This is a genomic window from Aliidiomarina sp. (genome assembly GCF_022565475.1).
In the GTDB taxonomy this organism is placed as follows: Bacteria; Pseudomonadota; Gammaproteobacteria; order Enterobacterales; family Alteromonadaceae; genus Aliidiomarina.
The window spans coordinates 258,666-277,600 of record NZ_JAIUMR010000002.1 but is presented as its reverse complement, the minus strand read 5'-3'; the positions used below and the strand labels follow the sequence as shown (position 1 = coordinate 277,600).

At 49.4% G+C, this 18,935-nt stretch carries 18 protein-coding genes; 8 read left to right on the top strand and 10 right to left on the bottom strand.

From position 1 onward, the window contains the following. The first annotated feature begins 20 nt into the window (after positions 1-20). Positions 21-1,367, top strand: coding sequence for a Na+/H+ antiporter NhaC family protein (locus tag LAT77_RS03025; RefSeq protein WP_290563065.1), 1,347 nt, complete (start codon positions 21-23; stop codon positions 1,365-1,367). Positions 1,368-1,420: 53 nt separating this feature from the next. Here LAT77_RS03025 and LAT77_RS03020 read toward each other — a convergent pair whose 3' ends face one another. From LAT77_RS03020 to gmk, 6 genes are all read right to left on the bottom strand, one after another. Next, positions 1,421-1,957 carry a DUF1566 domain-containing protein gene (locus tag LAT77_RS03020; RefSeq protein ID WP_290563064.1) on the bottom strand — a complete coding sequence of 179 codons (537 nt, stop codon included), beginning with the start codon at positions 1,955-1,957 and terminating at the stop codon, positions 1,421-1,423. Then, positions 1,957-3,999 (bottom strand): DUF1566 domain-containing protein, encoded by a 2,043-nt coding sequence (locus LAT77_RS03015; RefSeq protein WP_290563063.1) that lies wholly within the window; start codon positions 3,997-3,999, stop codon positions 1,957-1,959. Before LAT77_RS03015 ends, LAT77_RS03020 begins: the two co-directional genes overlap by 1 nt. Positions 4,000-4,174: 175 nt before the next feature. Continuing rightward, on the bottom strand, positions 4,175-4,567 hold the full coding sequence (locus tag LAT77_RS03010; RefSeq protein WP_290563062.1) for a RidA family protein: 393 nt from the start codon (positions 4,565-4,567) through the stop codon (positions 4,175-4,177). A gap of 1 nt (position 4,568) precedes the next feature. Continuing rightward, positions 4,569-6,683 carry a bifunctional GTP diphosphokinase/guanosine-3',5'-bis pyrophosphate 3'-pyrophosphohydrolase gene (gene spoT / locus LAT77_RS03005; protein WP_290563128.1) on the bottom strand — a complete coding sequence of 705 codons (2,115 nt, stop codon included), beginning with the start codon at positions 6,681-6,683 and terminating at the stop codon, positions 4,569-4,571. Positions 6,684-6,862: 179 nt separating this feature from the next. Next, entirely contained in the window at positions 6,863-7,141 is a 279-nt protein-coding gene (gene rpoZ, locus LAT77_RS03000; RefSeq protein ID WP_290563061.1) for a DNA-directed RNA polymerase subunit omega, read from the bottom strand. Positions 7,142-7,272: 131 nt separating this feature from the next. Next, positions 7,273-7,905, bottom strand: coding sequence for a guanylate kinase (gene gmk, locus LAT77_RS02995; protein ID WP_290563060.1), 633 nt, complete (start codon positions 7,903-7,905; stop codon positions 7,273-7,275). Positions 7,906-8,058: 153 nt separating this feature from the next. On the opposite strand from gmk, the gene LAT77_RS02990 reads away from it, so the two are divergent. Both LAT77_RS02990 and LAT77_RS02985 read left to right on the top strand, forming a co-directional pair. Continuing rightward, complete coding sequence (locus tag LAT77_RS02990) at positions 8,059-8,655, top strand: LemA family protein (protein WP_290563059.1); 597 nt, start codon at positions 8,059-8,061, stop codon at positions 8,653-8,655. Between the two features lie 10 nt (positions 8,656-8,665). Next, a complete protein-coding gene (locus LAT77_RS02985; protein WP_290563058.1) occupies positions 8,666-10,624 on the top strand; it encodes a M48 family metallopeptidase in 1,959 nt (652 codons plus the stop codon). A gap of 38 nt (positions 10,625-10,662) precedes the next feature. Here LAT77_RS02985 and LAT77_RS02980 read toward each other — a convergent pair whose 3' ends face one another. Further along, positions 10,663-11,562, bottom strand: a complete 900-nt coding sequence (locus LAT77_RS02980; protein WP_290563057.1) for an alpha/beta hydrolase — start codon at positions 11,560-11,562, stop codon at positions 10,663-10,665. 92 nt (positions 11,563-11,654) lie between these two features. Here LAT77_RS02980 and LAT77_RS02975 point away from each other — a divergent pair, with 92 nt between their 5' ends. Further along, the gene (locus LAT77_RS02975; RefSeq protein WP_290563056.1) at positions 11,655-12,401 is read left to right on the top strand and encodes a ferredoxin--NADP reductase; all 747 of its coding nucleotides are present in this window, start codon (positions 11,655-11,657) and stop codon (positions 12,399-12,401) included. Between the two features lie 8 nt (positions 12,402-12,409). Here the strand turns inward: LAT77_RS02975 and LAT77_RS02970 are convergent, their stop codons facing one another. Then, a complete protein-coding gene (locus tag LAT77_RS02970; RefSeq protein ID WP_290563055.1) occupies positions 12,410-13,849 on the bottom strand; it encodes a PH domain-containing protein in 1,440 nt (479 codons plus the stop codon). Beyond that, on the bottom strand, positions 13,839-14,411 hold the full coding sequence (locus LAT77_RS02965) for a PH domain-containing protein (RefSeq protein ID WP_290563054.1): 573 nt from the start codon (positions 14,409-14,411) through the stop codon (positions 13,839-13,841). Before LAT77_RS02965 ends, LAT77_RS02970 begins: the two co-directional genes overlap by 11 nt. Before the next feature lie 199 nt (positions 14,412-14,610). Between LAT77_RS02965 and LAT77_RS02960 the strand changes: the two genes are divergently transcribed. Next, complete coding sequence (locus tag LAT77_RS02960; protein WP_290563053.1) at positions 14,611-15,522, top strand: hypothetical protein; 912 nt, start codon at positions 14,611-14,613, stop codon at positions 15,520-15,522. 96 nt (positions 15,523-15,618) lie between these two features. Continuing rightward, complete coding sequence (locus tag LAT77_RS02955) at positions 15,619-16,095, top strand: peroxiredoxin (RefSeq protein ID WP_290563052.1); 477 nt, start codon at positions 15,619-15,621, stop codon at positions 16,093-16,095. Between the two features lie 39 nt (positions 16,096-16,134). Here LAT77_RS02955 and LAT77_RS02950 read toward each other — a convergent pair whose 3' ends face one another. Beyond that, the gene (locus LAT77_RS02950) at positions 16,135-17,064 is read right to left on the bottom strand and encodes a LysR substrate-binding domain-containing protein (RefSeq protein ID WP_290563051.1); all 930 of its coding nucleotides are present in this window, start codon (positions 17,062-17,064) and stop codon (positions 16,135-16,137) included. Positions 17,065-17,195: 131 nt separating this feature from the next. On the opposite strand from LAT77_RS02950, the gene LAT77_RS02945 reads away from it, so the two are divergent. Both LAT77_RS02945 and LAT77_RS02940 read left to right on the top strand, forming a co-directional pair. Next, positions 17,196-17,804, top strand: a complete 609-nt coding sequence (locus tag LAT77_RS02945) for an FMN-dependent NADH-azoreductase (protein ID WP_290563050.1) — start codon at positions 17,196-17,198, stop codon at positions 17,802-17,804. A 139-nt stretch (positions 17,805-17,943) separates the two neighbouring features. Beyond that, the gene (locus LAT77_RS02940; protein WP_290563049.1) at positions 17,944-18,882 is read left to right on the top strand and encodes a sensor domain-containing diguanylate cyclase; all 939 of its coding nucleotides are present in this window, start codon (positions 17,944-17,946) and stop codon (positions 18,880-18,882) included. The last annotated feature ends 53 nt before the right edge of the window (positions 18,883-18,935 follow it).

Below are 18,935 nucleotides of genomic sequence, written 5' to 3'. Positions count from 1 at the left end.
AACGTAAATTTGGAATCACTATGGCACATGAACTGAATACTCCTAAAGCAAGTGCAATCGCACTACTACCACTCGCTCTTTTTCTGTCGTTATTTCTGGGTACGGGGATCTATTTCCACCTTGCTGGTGTGGAAATGGCGTTTTATCAGCTCGCCAGTCCAGTGGCGATCTTGCCGGCAATTATCCTCGCAGTGATCCTGAGTAAAGAGGCGCTTAACGATCGAATTCAAACCTTCGTCGCGGGTGTTGGCCACAACAATATCATCACCATGTGTTTGATCTACTTGTTAGCGGGCGCATTCTCAACCGTTGCCGCAGCCACCGGCGGTGTCGATGCCATGGTCGCTTTGGGGCTGAGTATTATCCCACCTGCATTTTTGTTACCGGGTATTTTCTTGATTGCCGCAGTCGTTTCGACTGCCATGGGCACCTCGATGGGAACGCTTGCAGCGTTAGCACCCGTCGCTCTGGGTCTCAGCCAAGCAGCAGGCATTAATCCAGCACTCATGGCAGGTGTCTTGGTCAGCGGTGCCATGTTCGGCGACAACTTGTCGTTTATTTCCGACACCACGATTGCAGCAACCCGGACACAAGGCTGCGCGATGAAAGACAAATTTCGCGCCAACTTGCGCATTGCGGTACCGGCAGCGGTTCTGACGGTCATTGCCCTCGCCTTTATCGACGTTGGTAGCGCACCTATTTCAGTCCCTGAAGCCAACTATTGGTTAGCCTTGCCCTATTTCTTTATTATTGCGCTGGCAGTCAGTGGCCTCAACGTGTTTGTCGTATTGACGCTCGGCATCATTTTGGCTGCCGTGTTCGGTTTCGTTGCGGTTGACTACGCCGTCGTCGCTTTTAGCCAAGATATTTATGAAGGCTTTACCAGCATGCAAGAAATTTTCTTGCTGTCATTACTCATCGGTGGTCTATCAGCCTTAATTCGGCAACAGGGCGGCTTAGCATTTTTATCCAACAGTGTTGAACGTGTTGCAGCGAAATTAAGCAAGCGCAAAGAGCGCTCCGCCGCCTTCGGTATTTCTGGCCTGACTGCCTTAACCAACCTTGCCGTGGCAAACAATACCGTAACCATTTTGCTTTCGGGTGAAGTCAGTAAGCGCCTAGCGAAAGAAGGTGGCGTTGCGCCCAAACAAAGCGCCAGCTATCTGGATATATTTGCTTGTGTGGTGCAAGGGGTTCTACCTTACGGTGCCCAAGCGCTTCTAATGGGCGCGAGTTTCGGGATTTCGCCACTCGCCGTCAGTGTAAACACCTTCTACTGTTTTATTCTTGCGGTGGTTGCTATTACTAGTATCTTTATCCTCGGTCCCATTCGCAGCGACGAAGTCTTGGAAGAAGCCCAAGTTTAAAAAAAAAGCCACTCTAGCTCAGGCTAGAGTGGCTTGCTATGCATCAACGCGACCTATTCAGGTTCACGAACCATCAAGAAATTCGTGGTTGTCCCACTGGTCAGTGTCAGCACTGCACCAGCTTCAGTATGCAAACGAACCGTGCGCGAATTACCATGTGAAGTCGTGCTCGTAATCAAGCGATCTAATGACGCCATGCTTGGAAATACCGCGAGGTTCATCGCTGGCATTGCGCATTGACGTTCAATCAGTGACATCGCCTCCTTGATATTCGGCAGTCGCCAGTCCGTATAGCCTGCATAATCGCTTTCTTGCGCATAATTGAGTGCCGTTTCAAAGCTACTTCCTTGCGGACTTCCAAAACATGCGCCATTACTGTAAGTCTCACCAACTAAGCACTGTGTCCACATCAAACCGGTGCGAAGATGGGTGATTGTACCGTCGTCATGAAATTCAAAATCAGTTGCAGGTGTTGTTGCGACCGTTTGTGTGTTTCGCACATTACATTCAACCGCATCATTAGCAAGTGCGCTCATTGGCGCAGCCATCGCCACAATGGCCGCCAAAGTTAAAGAGAGTGTATTGTTCATTATTCAACATCCTTTTCGATTGAATGATTAACCGCTGATGGAGCATCTCCACGAACTAGACGCACACGGGCTGCGTTGGTTTTAGTTCGGAAGTTGATATTTACGCTTCGGAAATCGACAAAAACCGCTTGTGAGGGTGTCCGATTGTTCGTTTCGCTGGTCCAAAAGTTTTGATTACTTGAACTCGACATATCGGGAAAAATAGTTGTATCTAGCACAATATTTTCGCGACCCACATGAACAATCCCGAACAGCTCTTCGGACGTTGGCATGCGCCAATCGTCATAACCACACATCATTTCGGCATTTGCTTCAGCGATATATTCTTCTGTCGTGCACAAGCCTGAAAGACAGCGGTCATAACCTTCGACACCACCGTTGGTATCTGGGTTAGAGTCCTGCCAACGATAGGTTTTGTCGTTGTAGCGATAATGCTCAGGGTCATGTGAACGGATTTCCCAAATCAATCCCGTTACATTATCCCGCACACAGCTCCAATGATTACCATCGATTGCATCACCATTGCTCTGATACGTTAGCGACTGATTAGGTAAGACCGAACCAAACTCACTGAGCTTGGTGAAATCAAACCCTTGCATGCCGGTACCGATTTTTTCTAGCTCGCCAGCTCGTGCTTGCGCATCACGACCGTGTTCAGCATCTTGATTTGGAAAGCCTTCAACTGGACAGGGCAAATTGCCGTAATTACGATCGGCACAGGCAACTGCGCCGGTATCATTTAAGACACCAATCGGCGCATACGGTGCTGCCGGTGTGGCAAAAATCTCGCGTGTTGGCGACGTCTCGAAACCAGCATTGAATGCGGTAACCACTGCGTAATACACCGAGCCATTCTCGAGATCATCGATTTCTAGTGAAGTTTGGCTCGTCACTAAACGGCGACCGTTTTGCAAATTTGCGTATGACTCCGGGTTCACACCTCGCTCTTCAGCGATATACACCGCATAGGTTTCAGCATCTGCTACGGGGGACCAACTGAATGTCACTGCTTGATTGTGATTGCGCAACGCAAAGTCTGTTGGTGTGGTTAAGTGCGGCACGAAGAGGACTTTAATGTCACAGGCTTCGGTAATGCTTGCCGTGGTATATTCATTTTCGCTTAATACACCATTACAACCTTCCGCACCGGCCAGCAAGTGACCGTCAGCGGCAGTAAACTCAAACTGAGCCTGCGCACCATGAGTCACTTCTGCTTCGGCTGGGGACGATTCACCCTCACCGACAATCGTGACGCTGACCAGATAGCTCATCAATTCAAATTGTGCATAGACATGACAATCCTGAGTAATTGATGACGTGGTGTAGATCAGGCCATCGAGGTGACCATCGCAACCTTCGATAGTCGACAACTGATAACCTTCATTAAGCGTCAGTTGTACTTGCGCCGACTCACCAAAGTAAACTTGCTGACTCGCTGGTGCAACCGATCCGCCTTCAGAAGCCTCTGCAGTAACACTAAACTGCAGTCGTTCAAATGCAGCACTGACTTGACAGTCGGCAGTAATCGGCCCAGTGACATAGTCGCTCCCCTCTAAGTGACCCTCACAGCCTGTTGCGGAAGCAAGTTGGTAACCCTCATCAGCCGTGAGCGAAAAAGTCGCAGTGTCTTCGAAAGCAACCGTTGCCGACTCGGGGCTGATTTGACCCCCAGCGGTGGTTTCGGTCGACACGGTATAAGTTAACTTCGTGAACACGGCATCAACCGTACAGTTCGCATTGATGGTGCCGGTAATATATTGCTCACCTTCGATCGCACCGTTACAGCCTGAAATAGATTCTATTTCGTAGCCGTCATCAATCGAGATATTGAACGTTCCTCGCTGCCCCGCTTGCACCGTCAAACTTGTCGGCGACAACTGCCCACCATCGGTGGTTGTGGTGCTGACAACGTAATTGACCGGCGGTGGTGGCGGTGGCGGTGGTGTCGGTTCGCTCGAACCGCCGCCACAGGCGGCAAGAAGTAAAGTTGCAGGCAATAGAGTGCCCGCTCGCATAGCGAGAGAGATATTTTTATTTTGCATCGGTATTTCCTCAGTTCCGTTGAGCAAAAGGTTGGTTGCCTGAATCAAGGCAGGCTAAATCCTACCGCGACTCAACAAAAAGTCAACATCAAATGAACTATTTATAGTGGAAGCGATGCATGGAAAAGCTCGATGAGGAAACTCGGGCAGTCTTACACTACCCGAGCAATGTAGGTTAGTTGGTGGACGGCAACTCCATGACACCATCAATCTCAATCTGCGCGCCTTTGGGGAGACCTTTAACTTCGATAGCAGCACGCGCTGGATACGGGCTTTGGAAATATTCCGCCATCACCTCGTTCACCACCGCAAAATGGCTTAAGTCCGTCAAATAGATTTGAACTTTGATCATATTCTGAAGCTCGCCGCCAGCTGCCTCACACACTGCACTGAGGTTTTCAAACACTTGTACCGCTTGCGCACGGAAATCATCAGAAACCATTTCCATGGTGCTTGGCACTAAAGGGATTTGACCCGACAAATAGACGGTGGTGCCAATCTTGATGGCCTGCGAATAGGTTCCGATTGCTGCTGGTGCTTGATCAGTAGCAATGATTACTTTTGACATATTACTTCCTTAAACGAGATACCCGCTGAACATGGGGCATTTTTCGAATCTGGCGCATGACATCAGCCAGATGTTTTCGGTTACTAATGGTTAACACAACGTCAATATAGTAAATTGTCGTGTCAATTTCCTCTGTTTTCAGACCTTGAATATTACATCCGGTCTTCGCAATCGCCGAGGTTAGTCGTGCGAGTGCACCTTGATGATTGACGATTTCTACCCGCACTTCAGAGGTGAATTGTGCGTCTGGTTTGTTGTCCCACTGCACTGGGAAATAACGCCCCGGCTCATCTTCATGACCGCGCACGTTCTTACATTCACGGCGATGAATCACAAGCCCCTTGCCCGGACTAACGTGGGCAATAATATCGTCGCCAGGAATCGGCCGACAGCACTTGGCAAAGCTCAAGAGCAGCCCGTCAGCGCCTTTGATCGCTAAACTACGACCGCGTTCATCATCACCATTAGCCGCTTTGAGACGTTGTTCGTCACCGACCAAGCGTCGTGCAACCGCCACACCCATTAAGTTACCCAAGCCAATATCACGCAGCAGTTCGTGTTTGTCGGCACGTTTCAGTTCAACCGCAACCTTAGCGAAATCTTCCTCAGGCAAATCGTCCATACTTAACGAGCCTAAAGCCGCTCGTAAAAGTCGTTCGCCGAGAAGCAGCGCTTCGTCTTGTTCTTGATTTTTCAGGTACTGACGAATCTTCAGGCGCGCCTTGCCGGTCACAACGAAATTTAGCCAAGCAATATTCGGCCGCGAACCCGGCGCCGTACGAATTTCCACGGTTTGCCCGGTTTCGAGTGGTTTACTCAGCGAGTACGCTTTGTGATTGACGCGAGCGCCGATGCAGGAATTACCGATGTCGGTATGCACCGCATAAGCGAAGTCCACCGGCGTTGCACCTTGAGGTAACTCAATAATTCGCCCTTCCGGTGTAAACACATAGATTTCGTCTGGGAATAGATCTGACTTCACATTTTCAATAAATTCAAACGAATTCCCTGCGCTTTGCTGCAATTCAATCAGACTTTGCATCCATTTCTGCGCCCGCACTTGAGCGGTGGTGTTATTGTCCTCGATATCTTTGTATAACCAATGCGCGGCAACCCCGCGATCTGCCATTAAATCCATTTCTTCGGTACGAATTTGAATTTCGACCGGAACGCCATGCGGGCCTTTCAATGAGGTATGCAATGACTGATAACCATTACTTTTCGGAATGGCAATATAGTCTTTAAAGCGGGTTTCAATCGGCTTATATAAGTTATGTACCGCGCCGAGCACGCGATAGCAGGTGTCGACACTATCCACGACGACACGGAAAGCGTAGATATCCATCACCTGATCAAACTTTAACTCTTTGTGCAGCATTTTTTTGTAAATGCTGTACAGGTGCTTTTCACGGCCATACACCCGCGCCTTGATACCCTGCTCCTGCAAGCGTGCAATAATTTCGTTATGCGAACGTTCAAGCAGCGCCTTACGATTGCCGCGTGCTTTGCGAACTTGGCTCTCTAAAAGCTTCGCCCGCCACGGATACTGGGCATGAAAACCAAGGGTCTCAAGCTCGTTTTTAATATTGTGAATACCAAGGCGGTGCGCGAGCGGTGCATAAATTTCGAGGGTTTCCCGAGCGATGCGGCGACGCTTGTCCGGACGCAAGGAACCAATCGTGCGCATATTGTGCGTGCGGTCGGCGAGTTTGATAAGAATGACACGGATGTCCTGCACCATCGCCATAATCATTTTGCGATAGTTCTCTATTTGCGCTTCTTCTTTACTGTCGAATTGCAGCTTATCGAGTTTCGATACGCCCTCAACGAGCTCGGCCACGGTTGGGCCAAATTGCTCGGCTAAGTCTTCTTTGGTCACGGGGGTGTCTTCGATCACATCATGCAAGAGCGCCGCCATCAAAGTTTCATGGTCGAGGCGCATTTCCGCCAGCATGCAAGACACGGCGACGGGATGCGTAATATAGGGTTCACCGCTTTGCCGTTTCTGTTCGCTATGTGCGTCGAAGGCAACATGAAAAGCCTGCTCTATTTTGTCAACATGCTCGGCAGGCAAATAATGTTCGGTTAATGTGCGCAATCCTTCAAATAGATACACGGCAGCACTCTCACTTCTGCTGGTGGACAAACATCATTCGGTTTGATGCGCATTTCTGCTCATAACGAGCATACGTCCAGATAAAAAATAAGTTCTAACAGAGAGAATAAGGGGAAAATTGCGTTTTGCCAACGGAAGAAATGCCGGCAGCAGTCGATTGCTGCTGCCGAAGAAAACGATTACTCGTCGATTTCACTCGATTTCAGTGCAGCCATTGCTGCTACTTCTGCTTCATCTTGAGCGTATTGTGCCGCTTGGTCTTCTCTATCAAGACGGCTGGCGTCGATTAAACCTGCTTCAATTTCACGCAACGCAACAACGGTCGGTTTTTCGTTTGTGGTGTTCACCAAGGCTTCTTTACCGTTCGCAATTTGACGCGCACGACGCGCTGCAACTAGTACGAGGTCGAACCGATTACCAATCCGAGCTACTGCTTCTTCAACTGTTACCCGTGCCATTTCGTCACTCCGCTTAAATTCTTACACGACTGTTTTTCAAAGGGCATAAATTGTACTTTAACTAGCCGATTTAGCCAAGTTTTATTCGCTGAGCCTTTGTTTTATATGGATTTTTATTTGCTTTTAAGTGTTTATTGCTCATCAAGCAGTGCTTGCAAGGTCTCACGGTGGCGAATTTGTTGTTTGGAACGACGTAAACGCTGAGACATCACGATGTGTTCTAAATTGGCAACGGATTCGTCAAAATCCTCGTTGACCAGCAAGTAGCTAAACTCAGCGTAATGCGACATTTCCGCCTGTGCTTTTGCCATACGGCCAGCAATCACCTCGTCACTGTCTTGTCCGCGTTTACGCAACCGACGTTCAAGTTCCTCGTTCGACGGCGGCAGGATAAAAATGGTGTGAACGCCCGGATAGGCCGCTTTCACTTGCCGCGTTCCCTGCCAATCGATGTCGAGAAAGACGTCAATTCCACTCGCAAGCGTGTCTTCAATAACGGTCCGCGAGGTCCCGTAATAATGATTGAAAACTTTCGCCCATTCATAAAATTCATGGTTGTCGACCTGGCGCAAAAACTCGTCTTCTGAGACAAAGTGATAGTGCACCCCATCAATTTCACCCGGACGCGGAGCTCGGGTCGTTGTACTCACCGAAACCTGCATCGATCCGTCGCGGTGTCGATCTAACAAGGCTTTGATTAAACTAGACTTTCCAGCTCCGCTAGGCGCTGCTATAACAAACAGGTTTCCGCTGACATTCGACATAAAAGAATTTTGTTAGCTAATGAGAAGTGCAGTATAAAGTACACTGAAGTCGCCCAAAACGCCACTTTTAAGAAGTTTCCTGCCGGGTTGCTGCTACGTTAGGCAGAACCGTGCTATAACATGGAACCAAGGTTATCTTTTGAGGATACAACTATGAGTATGTCATTCTGGATTTTAATTATTATCGCAATCCTTGTCGTCTTCTACGTCGTTGGGATTTATAACAAGCTCGTCGCCTTGCGCAATCGCTTTGAAAACGCTTTTGCACAGATCGATGTGCAACTGAAACGCCGCTACGACTTAATTCCAAATCTTGTCGAAACCGCAAAAGCTTATTTGAAGCACGAAAGCGAAACACTCACTGCCGTCGTTGAAGCGCGCAATCAAGCAGCTGCAGCGTTAAAAGGCGCCTCAGCTAATCCGGGTAGCGCCCAAGCTATGGGTCAACTGGCAGGAGCTGAAGGTGCGCTTGGGAGTGCCTTAGGCCGTCTGAACGTTGTCATGGAAGCGTATCCGGATTTGAAAGCCAATCAAACGATGGCTCAGTTGTCGGAAGAATTGACCAGCACCGAAAACAAAGTCGCGTTCTCGCGGCAAGCGTTCAATGACTCGGTGATGCAATACAATACCTATCGCCAGTCGTTCCCGCCGGTGTTCTTTGCCAATATGTTTGGTCATAGCCAAGATGCATCATTGCTTGAATTTGAAGATCGTGAAGCGATTCAGCAAGCACCACAAGTGAAGTTCTAAGGGGTGCTGCATGGCAGCTATGGATTTTTTTGAACACCAAGCCGTTGCCAAACGGAATACCCGTCTTTTGGTCATTTTGTTTGGTGCAGCAGTACTTTGCTTACTGACTTTAACTGGATTGCTCGTCGCTGCTTTCAGCGGCGGGCTCGTGAGCGACGCCGAAACGACCTCTGGCCAAACCGAATTTCTATGGCATTGGGACATTATTTTAGCCTCAATCGGTATGGCTTTGTCGGCTATTAGTTTGGCCGTTTTATATAAATGGATGACACTTAAGGGTGGCGGGAAAGTGATCGCTGAAAGCCTCGGTGGAAGACGACTCAGCCCAGACAGTCGCGAACCCATTGAACGCAAGATCCTGAATGTGGTTGAGGAGATGGCAATCGCTGCAAATATGCCCGTTCCGCCGGTTTATTTGCTTGAGAACGAACAGGGAATTAATGCCTTTGCTGCGGGGTACTCACCGCAAGACGCGGTCATTGGCATTACCCGAGGTTGTGTTGAAAATCTAACGAGAGATCAACTTCAGGGTGTGGTTGCTCACGAAATTGCCCATATTCTGAATGGCGACATGCGCCTAAATATTCGTATCATCGCGATTCTCAACGGTATTTTGTTTATCTCCCACGCCGGTTACTTGCTGTTGCGAACCGGGATGTACAGTCGACGTAATGACAAAAATCCGTTACCGATTCTCGGTATTGGCTTACTCATTATTGGCGCCATTGGCGTGTTATTTGGCAACATCATCAAAGCCGCGGTCAGTCGCCAACGCGAGTACCTTGCAGACGCGTCAGCAGTGCAGTTTACCCGCGATCCAAATGGCATTGGTGGCGCGCTCGAACAAATTGGTGCGCTCCAGAGTGGCAGTAAGGTCGAGAACAAAAATGCTGACGAAGCTGCGCATTTGTTTTTTGGTCAAGCCATTAGTAAAGCCATGTCGATTTTTGCCACGCACCCGCCTCTGGAAAAGCGAATTAAACGAATTCGTCCGAGTTGGGACGGTCAATTTCGCGCTAACCCGCCACAGCAGTTAAAAGAAGAACTTGCTGAAGAAGCCCAGCGCGGCCCAGCTGCTTTGGCGCGCGATGGTTTCGGGATTCTGACTCCAGGAAGCCGAAGCGGCACAGGGATGGTCGGCGTATTAGCTGCATCAGCAGCGATTGAAGCCGCACTTGGCGAAACTGAACACAGTAAAGCGCAGGCGACAGAGCCAGCGGCAACCGAAACAGACGCTGCGAATTCAGCGGATGATGTGCATCTCATTGCTGAAGCCCGTGACCAAGTTGGTGCCGAAGCCCTCGTTTTGGCCATGGCATTAAGCGCTGAAGCGGATATTCAAGCCAAACAACTCGCCCACATTAAACAACAACACGGTGATGATCTTGCGACCCGAACCTTAGCCGATTATGGCAAGCTGGAGTCGCTCTCATTAGAATCGCGTTTAGCACTGGTAGAACGCGCGATTCCTGCGTTGAAAACGCTCGATAAAACGACTGCCTATGCGCTCATCGACTCACTCAACACGGTGATTGCAGCTGATCAACAGACATCCCTTTATGAATGGTGCCTTGCCCAGATTGTGACCCGTTATGTGCGCGCTGAGTTTGAGCCTAATCGGAAGGTGAAGAAAGTGGATGTACGTCGGCAAAGTGATGCGGAGTTCACCTTGTCGGTTTTAGCATGGTTTGGCCATGATTCTGACGAAGCCGCACTGCAAGCTTTCCAAGCCGCAGCCGCGATTTATGGCAAACGCCTACAGCCATTCCGCCAGCAGCCGTATAGTTTCGCTGAACTTGGTGACTGTCTTGATCGGATTAACGTTTGGTCGGTCGGAGACAAAGAACGCATCGTTAAAGCTTGGATTATGTGTGTGCGCCATGACGGCGAAATCACCGTTGTTGAGCAGAAATTATTGCTTACGCTCTGCGCGTGCATCGGTGAACCTTTGCCTGATCTCGAGTTCTGATTAAAAGCGCGAAGTGGACGTCGCTTCGCGCTTATTGCTCACACTGGTGTCTGTAACAACTGCCGAATTTGCATGGCAATGTCTTCCGGGCGCTCCTGCATAAAACAATGCCCTCCAGTGGTTTCCGTTACGGCCAAATCCGGCCTTTGTTGCCGCCATTGCGCCAAGGCTTGATGGACAAACGGGTAGGTTTGGTCGCCGACCAAAATTTGTAGCGGCACGTCGAGTTTCGGCAGTTGCTGCCAAAGGTTAATGGCATAACTACTAAACACCTCCGCTTCGCGCTCAGGTGCGCATTTTAATTGCCACAAACCGTCGCTTGACGCTTCCATGGCATGCTCCACATAGGCTTTTAGTGCTTCGTCAGTCCATCCGCGAAACATACCGCGCTGATGCAATGATGCGAACGCCGCGTTAGGATTTTCCCAAACCGACCGACGTTTCTGTGCTTTGCGCGCATGCGGATTAAAACGATAGAGGCCGGTCAAACGCAAGGATGAAGCCCAGCGCAGTAGGTGACGAGGGAAAATAATTGGATCGAGCAGCAGCAGGCGGTCAAACGCCTGAGCGTCACGCGCCCCGTATAAGCTAGTTAGAATGCCACCGAAGCTATGCCCGACGCCGATTTTAGTGACCGACGCATACTCGGGTTGATACTGCTGCCAGACTGCTTCGGCAAGTTCTGAGCTACGCTGCCAGCCGACAAAACGACCGCCATGCTCGCTATCGCCATGGCCTTGGGCGTCATGCAAGAAAATATCATAGTCCGCTGCGAGTTGCTGCCAAAGGGGTAAATATGTCAGTCCCGAGTAGCTATTACCATGAATAAAATGCAACACAGGTAAACCGCGCGGACGGGTTCGCAGCCCTCTTAGCAGAAACCCTTCTGGGGCTCGATACTGCCAGCGTAACCAATCAATCCCACCGATAACTTCCATCGTTATACCCCTACACTCTATCGGTTGAAAAAAATCCAAAACACCGCATTATACGAATTAACGTAATATAAAGGTGATGACAGGAGACGGCAATGGCGCAATGGTTAACTGGCACCGTGATTGAAAATAAGCGTTGGAATGACCAGCTATTCAGTATCCGGGTCGAAGCGCCACCATTCGACTTCATCGCCGGACAGTTTGTTCGACTGGGCCTACCCGGCGCAGAAAAACGTATTCAACGCGCCTATTCGTTGGTCAATAGTCCTGACGACCCTATTCTTGATTTTCTCGTAACAGCGGTGTTAGAAGGCGAACTTTCGCCCCGCCTTGATTTGCTGCAACCGGGCGACACCGTCGAGGTGAGCCAGCCACCATCCGGCTTTTTTGTCCTCAATGAAATTCCCGATGGCGAGACACTTTGGTTAATAAGCACTGGCACTGGTATCGGGCCCTATTTATCCATGCTCGGTACCGAATTGCCGTGGCAGCGGTTTGGCAAAATCATCCTTGTCCATGGCGTCCGCCACGTGCAGGACTTGTGCTATCAAGAACACATTCAGCGCTGGCAACATGAGCACCCGAATCAACTTATTTACCAGCCGGTCGTCACTCGCGAAGTGCATTTCGGTGCGTTGCAAGCGCGAATTCCCGCGTTAATTGCCAGTGGCGAGCTTGAACAACAGGTCGGTGTGCCGCTCAATCAAGCCGCACAAGTCATGTTGTGCGGCAATCCGCAGATGATTACCGATGCCAAAGCCGCCTTGCTGGCTAAAGGTCTCGACAAAAATCTACGGCGCAAACCCGGTCATGTCACGGTTGAACAGTACTGGAAAGAGTGACACTGAAATTACATCCAGCGGCGCTGATTCGTTGCGGTTAAATCCAATAACTGCTGCTTAAGCTGCTCGGCTTTTTCTTGTTTTAACCACGGTATAGTCAAACGTCCACCCGCTGTATCAATGAGTAAGTTACAACACCCCAACCAGCGCTGCCAAGGCGCTTGCTTAATGGCGACACGTTGCATTTTCGCGGCGGGTACCCAACGCTGTCGTTGACCAATCCAAGCAGTCCGAACGGCAACCCAATGTTGATCTGCATGCCAACCGAAACGCCGCCACCAAACCAAACGCCAAAGCAAAACCACCACAACGGCAACAATGCCGGCAATCCAGCCTAAGGTCGCCGTAGCGACAACACCAGCAACTAACCAGAGTCGAAACAGAAAGCCAACGTGCACGCGCTGCCACGTCGCTTGGGTGAAGTTTAAGTCATTGGTCAAGTCGGCAAACCGCTGCTCATCGAGAATAGGCACAGTGAATCGCCCTTCCGCCTTCTCATTAATTGCACCCGCTTGCAGGATGCGCATACTAAATCGCTTCAGCAAGCGGCCGACCATGCCTTGGCGAATATCGACCAGTTGTAATTTTGGCATGCGGAAACTGCGCGACAAGGAGCTAAGCAAGCCCGCTCGATAATGCACTCGCTCACCATGGCGTTGCAGATGGTAGCCATAAAACAAGTTAAAGAAATAGAGCGTTGCCAGCGCGACAATCACAGCTAACACCATTAAAATCATGGCGACGATGACGATCACGGCTTCATACGTTGAGTCAAATCCGGCAACAAACAACTCGACTTGTTCGGTGACATAGGACGAGAAGGTTTGGTTGGCGAAGACAAACGCAAGTAACGCACCGACAACAATCAACACATTCTGCATAACGCCAATCCGCCATACTTCACTGTTTTCTAACTGAATTTCAAAATTGGCAGGCGTGTTTGGATTGGCTTCGCCCGACACTTCGTCTGCACTGCTGGCGTCGTCACTTTTGGCCAAGACACGTTGCTGCAACAATACCGCCGTTTCTTCCTGCAAGGCCGGCAGTTCAACTTCCTTGCCTTTACTCCCAGCGCTTTGCAAAACAAGTACTGTCAGCTTAAACGGTCGCAACCAAATCGGCTTGCGAATATCGGCTTGCTGAATGCGCTCATACCCTAAATTCAATTCAGTCACTTTAAACACGCCTTGCTTGACCCGAATGCGTTGTTCATCGAATTGCCACAAGAAACGGCGATAACGCAAGAAGGTGGCGATCAACAAGAGCAAGACGAGCCCAGCGATGACATACGGCAGTAAATGCAACTGATTGCGAAAGGCAATGTACACGCCTAAAAAAGCGGGAACCGCTTGATAGAGAAAACGAATGAATAAACGGATGCTACTGATGAAAAACGCCAACAACGCAATCAACGGCAGCCGACTCCAGCCTGCGTTTTTAGCGGTCATGCGGGCGCTCCTGAGCGTCTTCGGGCAAATCAGCAGACGGCAATGCTTCGTCATTGTCGCGCACGGCACTGGTAATCGACTCATCGCTGACCACCTCGTCGGCGATCTCCTGCATCAGATCGTTACGAATCGCTTCACTCGTCGCTAGCGGCAATCCCGGAATCACGAGATCAGCACCGGTGCCGCCTGCGGTGTAGAGAATCACACGAGAAATCTTCAATATTCGTTCAACCGGTCCTTGCTGAATCTCGATGTGCTGTAAGCGATTATGGGTTACCGAAATTTCCTTTCGCCACCACGCCCCCAATTGAAAGTGCACGCGATCAGCATCCAAGCGATAGCGTGTGACTCGATAGCGACGTGGTGCCCAAAAGAGCACCAGAATTAACCAAATCGCCAGCAAAACGCCAGCAGCGGAATACGTTAGCCAATTTGGAATGCGGTCCCAAAACCAGGACAGACCGACGAAAATGCCCAACAACACAATCAAAACTGTATTGTCGAAACGCAAATACCACACATAATTTTTTGCGACCTGTTGCCAGCGATTCGAATCTTCCATGGAACACCTATCAATATTTATTGTTATTTGTTAACGAAATCATACGTGAACTATTCACGCTGTACAGCCGTTTCACCCTTGAATTCTGCCCTGTATTGTAAATTCAGATTGCTGAGTACGAAAAAATTCAACTCGTTACCTCTGCTTTTCCATTATACTGCGACTCTAAATGTGGTTTCTTTCGCAGTCAGGAGCAACAATGGCACACACGTTGAACGTGATTCGTTTTCGTTCTCCAGCACTCGGCTTTGTTGCCTTGTTAGGCCTGTTGTTGCTCTTTTTTACGCCTTTCACAAATGCATCAGATACAGAGCGCAGCGATGTTTTACCCTGGGTCATTAACGCCGCTCCCCCTTTTCATTTCGTCTCTGGTGACTATCAAGGCCAAGGTATTTGTGATGTGCTCATTGACGTGGTCGACGAGCAATTACCCTTTGTGCAAAAAACCCGATCGGTGTTTGCGCAAACGCGGATTACCCAGCAGTTCGAGCAGCGGAATCAATGTTTTCCATGTATGATTTATCGTCCTGAAAACAACACGGCAGTGTTCACCTTGCCGACCCACTTTTATTTTCCTCACGGGATTATAACCTCGACTGAAAACGCGCGACGAATGACCGAGCGTTATGGCCAACCGATCGAATTAGCAGCTTTGATGCAAGATCCAGAATGGCGTTTTGGTTTTCCAGCCGGGCGGCAGTATCCAGCGCTGCAGCACATTATTGACGCACAATCGTCGATTGGCGGCTATCGGCTCATTCATACGGGCGAGAATGCGACGCTAGCGATTCTGGCCATGATTAAAGCCAATCGTATTGATTACACCATTGACTATCAGATTCTTCATCAGGTCAACGTCGAACAAGGTGACTCGTCATTGGTCTTTCTGGAAATCAAAGAAACCGCCGGAACTCACGTGCTCGGAGCAATTGGTTGCACCAACAATGCATGGGGGCAGCAAATGACCGAACAGATAAACGCGCATATCGACACCATTCGACGTGACCCGCGCTTTCTTAAAAGCCTCTTACGTTGGTTTGAAAATCACCCCGGAGAAGTTCCTTACCTGCAACTCCTTGAAGAGAAAGTTTGGCAATTTAAACCGGACTAGCACGACGGGCGTATTCATCGACGCGGATTCGCTGCAGAACCCTAGAAATTATCTATACTCACTTGATGACTTCATACTTAAATGCGAGAAATTGACATGATTACTGAACAACAACAGATTCCCGAAGGCGTATTAACCACGAAAGGTCAAATTGGCATGGATCAACTGAATCCTGCAGAAACTTTTAAATCAGGCACCTACGTACTTTTCGCCGTCCCCGGAGCATTCACGCCAACCTGTTCAGAGCAGCACTTGCCGGGCTATATCGAGCACTTTGACACGTTTATGGGCAAAGGTGTCAAAGGTATTTATTGCCTCGCCGTTAACGACGCTTTTGTTATGGCATCGTGGGCCAAAGAACAAGGTGCAGAGGGCAAAGTAACCATGCTCTCCGATGGCAATGGCGTCTGGGTTGAGCAGCTTGGCCTGAGTATGGACACAGGTGCGTTTGGTGGCGTCCGCAGCAAACGCTTCGCCATGATTATCAAAGACGGTGTGGTGGCCAATTTGTTCGTCGAATCAGAAAAACAATTTGACGTCAGTAGCGCTGAACACGTTTTGAAACATCTTTAAGCCGCTACAGCGGCGAGCCACCGTGCTCGTCGCTTTTTGCTAGCCATCACTTTCACGTCCAATCCCAGCGATTCCCGCTGCTTTCGGCATTTCCGCTACAAGAAAATCGATCAACACACGAACCGCAGGTAATAAACCGCGACGATAAGGGTACACCATGTGCAGTTTTCCAACCGGAAGCTTCCAAGCCGGCAGCACGCGTTGCAAGTACCCAAGCGCTTGGTACTCATGACAAAGGTAAGTCGGCAATGCCACCACCCCTTGACCATGGCGAGCCGCTTCGCGCAGCATCCATAAGTCGTCGGTAATCAATCGCGGCTGCAAACTTAATGAGATGGTTTCATTCGCAGGCCCACTGAATTGCCATGCATACCGGCCTGACGAGAAGTGCATCGATAATGCGGGCCAGTTCATCAAATCAGTGGGTTCTTTCGGGGCGCCGTATTCAGCAATCAAAGCTGGGCTCGCATACAAAGCACTTGCTGACGGCAACAGCTCACGAGCAATCAGCGATGACTCTTCGATTTCTGGGCGCACTCGTAAAGCGATATCCACTTGTTGCTCAATCAAATTCACTGGATTGTTGGTCATCACTAAATCTAAGGTGACGTCCGGATAGCGCTCCATAAAGGCAGGAAGTATTTGCACCAACAACGACTGACTAATTGGGTAGGGACTACTAATGCGCACTTTTCCGCGCGGCTTTTCTTGTACGAACTGGGTAATCTGCTCCGCAGCGTTTGCGGCAGCAACGACAGTTTGACAATGGACGAGAAACTCTCGTCCGACATCCGTCAGGTATAATTTCCGTGTCGTCCGATTCAATAGCCGCACACCCAACTCTTCTTCGAGATCTGAAATACGCCGACTTAACGTAGATTTAGGCATCTGTAATTGCCGTGCCGCCGCGCTGAAGCTGCCCGCTTCAATGACGTGAGCAAACAGCGCCAAATTGGTGATGTCTTTCATGATAACCTCGTCATTGTTCCATTTTTGGAACGACAGTTTTCATATTAGCCATCTAGTTAGTTAAATGGAACAACTTTATAATCAGTCCATCATCAAAATTGTTAAACCGATTCCCCCCAACGAGGTGAAGTATGAACATTTTACATTTACAAACAGGTCTCTTCGGTGACCAGTCTGTCAGTCGTCAACTGAGCGATAAAATTGTTGCCCGCTTGCAGCAAGAAAACCCAGCGGCAACCGTGATTGATCGTGATTTGATTAATACGCCGATTAGCCACCTCGATGCAGAAATTCTGCTGGCCGGTGGTGCAGAAGCAGAACAGCGCACCGAGAAGCAACAGGTTGAACTAGCGCTAACCGAAACGCTGTTAGAAGAACTGTTTGCTGCTGATGTCTTGGTCATCGGCGCACCAATGTATAACTTTTCGATTCCAAGCCAGTTAAAAGCTTGGCTCGATCGCATTGCTCAAGCCGGTCGCACATTCCGTTACACTGAAAACGGTCCAGAAGGCCTAGTCAAGGGCAAGAAGGTGTATATTGCATCTGCACGCGGCGGTATCTATTCGGAAGGCGCAGCAGCAGCGATGGAATATCAGGAAAGCTACTTAAAAACCATTCTTGGCTTTATTGGTGTTGACGATATCACCATTATTCGCGCCGAAGGTGTAAATTTAAGCCCGGAAGCACGGACGCAAGCAATTGAAGTTGCGAGTCAAGAAATCGCGTCGTTGAGCGCTTAATCACCGACAGATTGAAGAGCCGGAATAATTTATTCCGGCTTTTTTTATTCTGTATCAATCCTATACTTTGCGTTTACTTTGTAATCCGATATGCTGGGCTTAGACCAAGGGCTTCACGGACCCGAAGAGTAAACGACACATGACGCCAGCACAATCGAACCAACGTGAATTCGGACTGCTGCATGCACTCGCGCAGCACTTGCCCTATTTTCTTTACACCTTGAAGCAAGATCCCGATGGGACTTTTCAGTACCTGTATGCATCTGAGAACTCCAAAAAAGTCCTCGGTATTGCCCCCGAAGAAGTGCTTGCAAGCAGTGACGCTTTGTTAAACCGCATTCACAAAGATGACCGCGAACGAGTGTTTGCGACCAGTCAACAAGCCATAGGAGAGAACACCGCGTGGAGCCAAGAGTTTCGAATTGTGAAGCCCGACGGCAGTCTTGTTTGGGTCGAAGCGTTCGACGTCTTCGAAAAGCTCCCCGACGGCAGCATCCTTTTCCATGGCTATGCGTTAGATATCACCAACAAGAAGCTACATCAAGAGTACATTCAGCAACTCGCCCATTATGACGTCCTAACCCAGCTGCCTAATCGCACATTGTTTACTCAGTTATTGCATCAGCAACTGAAAATTAGTCAGCGCGAGAATTACTGTCTTGCCTTACTCTTTGTCGATCTCGACTATTTTAAACCCGTCAACGATAGCTACGGCCACGCCATTGGCGACCAAGTCTTGCAAGAAGTTGCGCGGCGACTGCAGTTAAACTTGCGTCAGTCGGACCTCATTGCACGCATTGGTGGTGACGAATTCGTTATCGCTTTGCCCGGCTTTTATGATCATCAAGCCGCGGAATCAACCGCTCTTCGCGTCGCTGATAAAATTCGACAAGCCGTCTGTGAACCCATCCTCGTCCAGGAACACCGTATTCAGATTGCCGCCTGTATTGGCATTGCACTTTATCCTCAGCATTCGCAATCCGTCGATGAGTTATTACGCTTTGCCGATCAGTCGATGTACGAGGCAAAACGAGCAGGACGCAACCGGGTGGTCATGTTCGAAACTAATACAAACTAGATCTCATTTTTTGCTACAATCGCAAGAGACCAACTTGGTAATAAGCAATCCAT

Coding starts and splice junctions, on each gene's coding strand:
- LAT77_RS03025 (WP_290563065.1), top strand. CDS start 21: ATGGCACATGAACTGAATACTCCTAAAGCAAGTGCAATCGCACTACTA.
- LAT77_RS03020 (WP_290563064.1), bottom strand. CDS start 1,957: ATGAACAATACACTCTCTTTAACTTTGGCGGCCATTGTGGCGATGGCT.
- LAT77_RS03015 (WP_290563063.1), bottom strand. CDS start 3,999: ATGCAAAATAAAAATATCTCTCTCGCTATGCGAGCGGGCACTCTATTG.
- LAT77_RS03010 (WP_290563062.1), bottom strand. CDS start 4,567: ATGTCAAAAGTAATCATTGCTACTGATCAAGCACCAGCAGCAATCGGA.
- rpoZ (WP_290563061.1), bottom strand. CDS start 7,141: ATGGCACGGGTAACAGTTGAAGAAGCAGTAGCTCGGATTGGTAATCGG.
- gmk (WP_290563060.1), bottom strand. CDS start 7,905: ATGTCGAATGTCAGCGGAAACCTGTTTGTTATAGCAGCGCCTAGCGGA.
- LAT77_RS02990 (WP_290563059.1), top strand. CDS start 8,059: ATGAGTATGTCATTCTGGATTTTAATTATTATCGCAATCCTTGTCGTC.
- LAT77_RS02985 (WP_290563058.1), top strand. CDS start 8,666: ATGGCAGCTATGGATTTTTTTGAACACCAAGCCGTTGCCAAACGGAAT.
- LAT77_RS02980 (WP_290563057.1), bottom strand. CDS start 11,562: ATGGAAGTTATCGGTGGGATTGATTGGTTACGCTGGCAGTATCGAGCC.
- LAT77_RS02975 (WP_290563056.1), top strand. CDS start 11,655: ATGGCGCAATGGTTAACTGGCACCGTGATTGAAAATAAGCGTTGGAAT.
- LAT77_RS02970 (WP_290563055.1), bottom strand. CDS start 13,849: ATGACCGCTAAAAACGCAGGCTGGAGTCGGCTGCCGTTGATTGCGTTG.
- LAT77_RS02965 (WP_290563054.1), bottom strand. CDS start 14,411: ATGGAAGATTCGAATCGCTGGCAACAGGTCGCAAAAAATTATGTGTGG.
- LAT77_RS02960 (WP_290563053.1), top strand. CDS start 14,611: ATGGCACACACGTTGAACGTGATTCGTTTTCGTTCTCCAGCACTCGGC.
- LAT77_RS02955 (WP_290563052.1), top strand. CDS start 15,619: ATGATTACTGAACAACAACAGATTCCCGAAGGCGTATTAACCACGAAA.
- LAT77_RS02950 (WP_290563051.1), bottom strand. CDS start 17,064: ATGAAAGACATCACCAATTTGGCGCTGTTTGCTCACGTCATTGAAGCG.
- LAT77_RS02945 (WP_290563050.1), top strand. CDS start 17,196: ATGAACATTTTACATTTACAAACAGGTCTCTTCGGTGACCAGTCTGTC.
- LAT77_RS02940 (WP_290563049.1), top strand. CDS start 17,944: ATGACGCCAGCACAATCGAACCAACGTGAATTCGGACTGCTGCATGCA.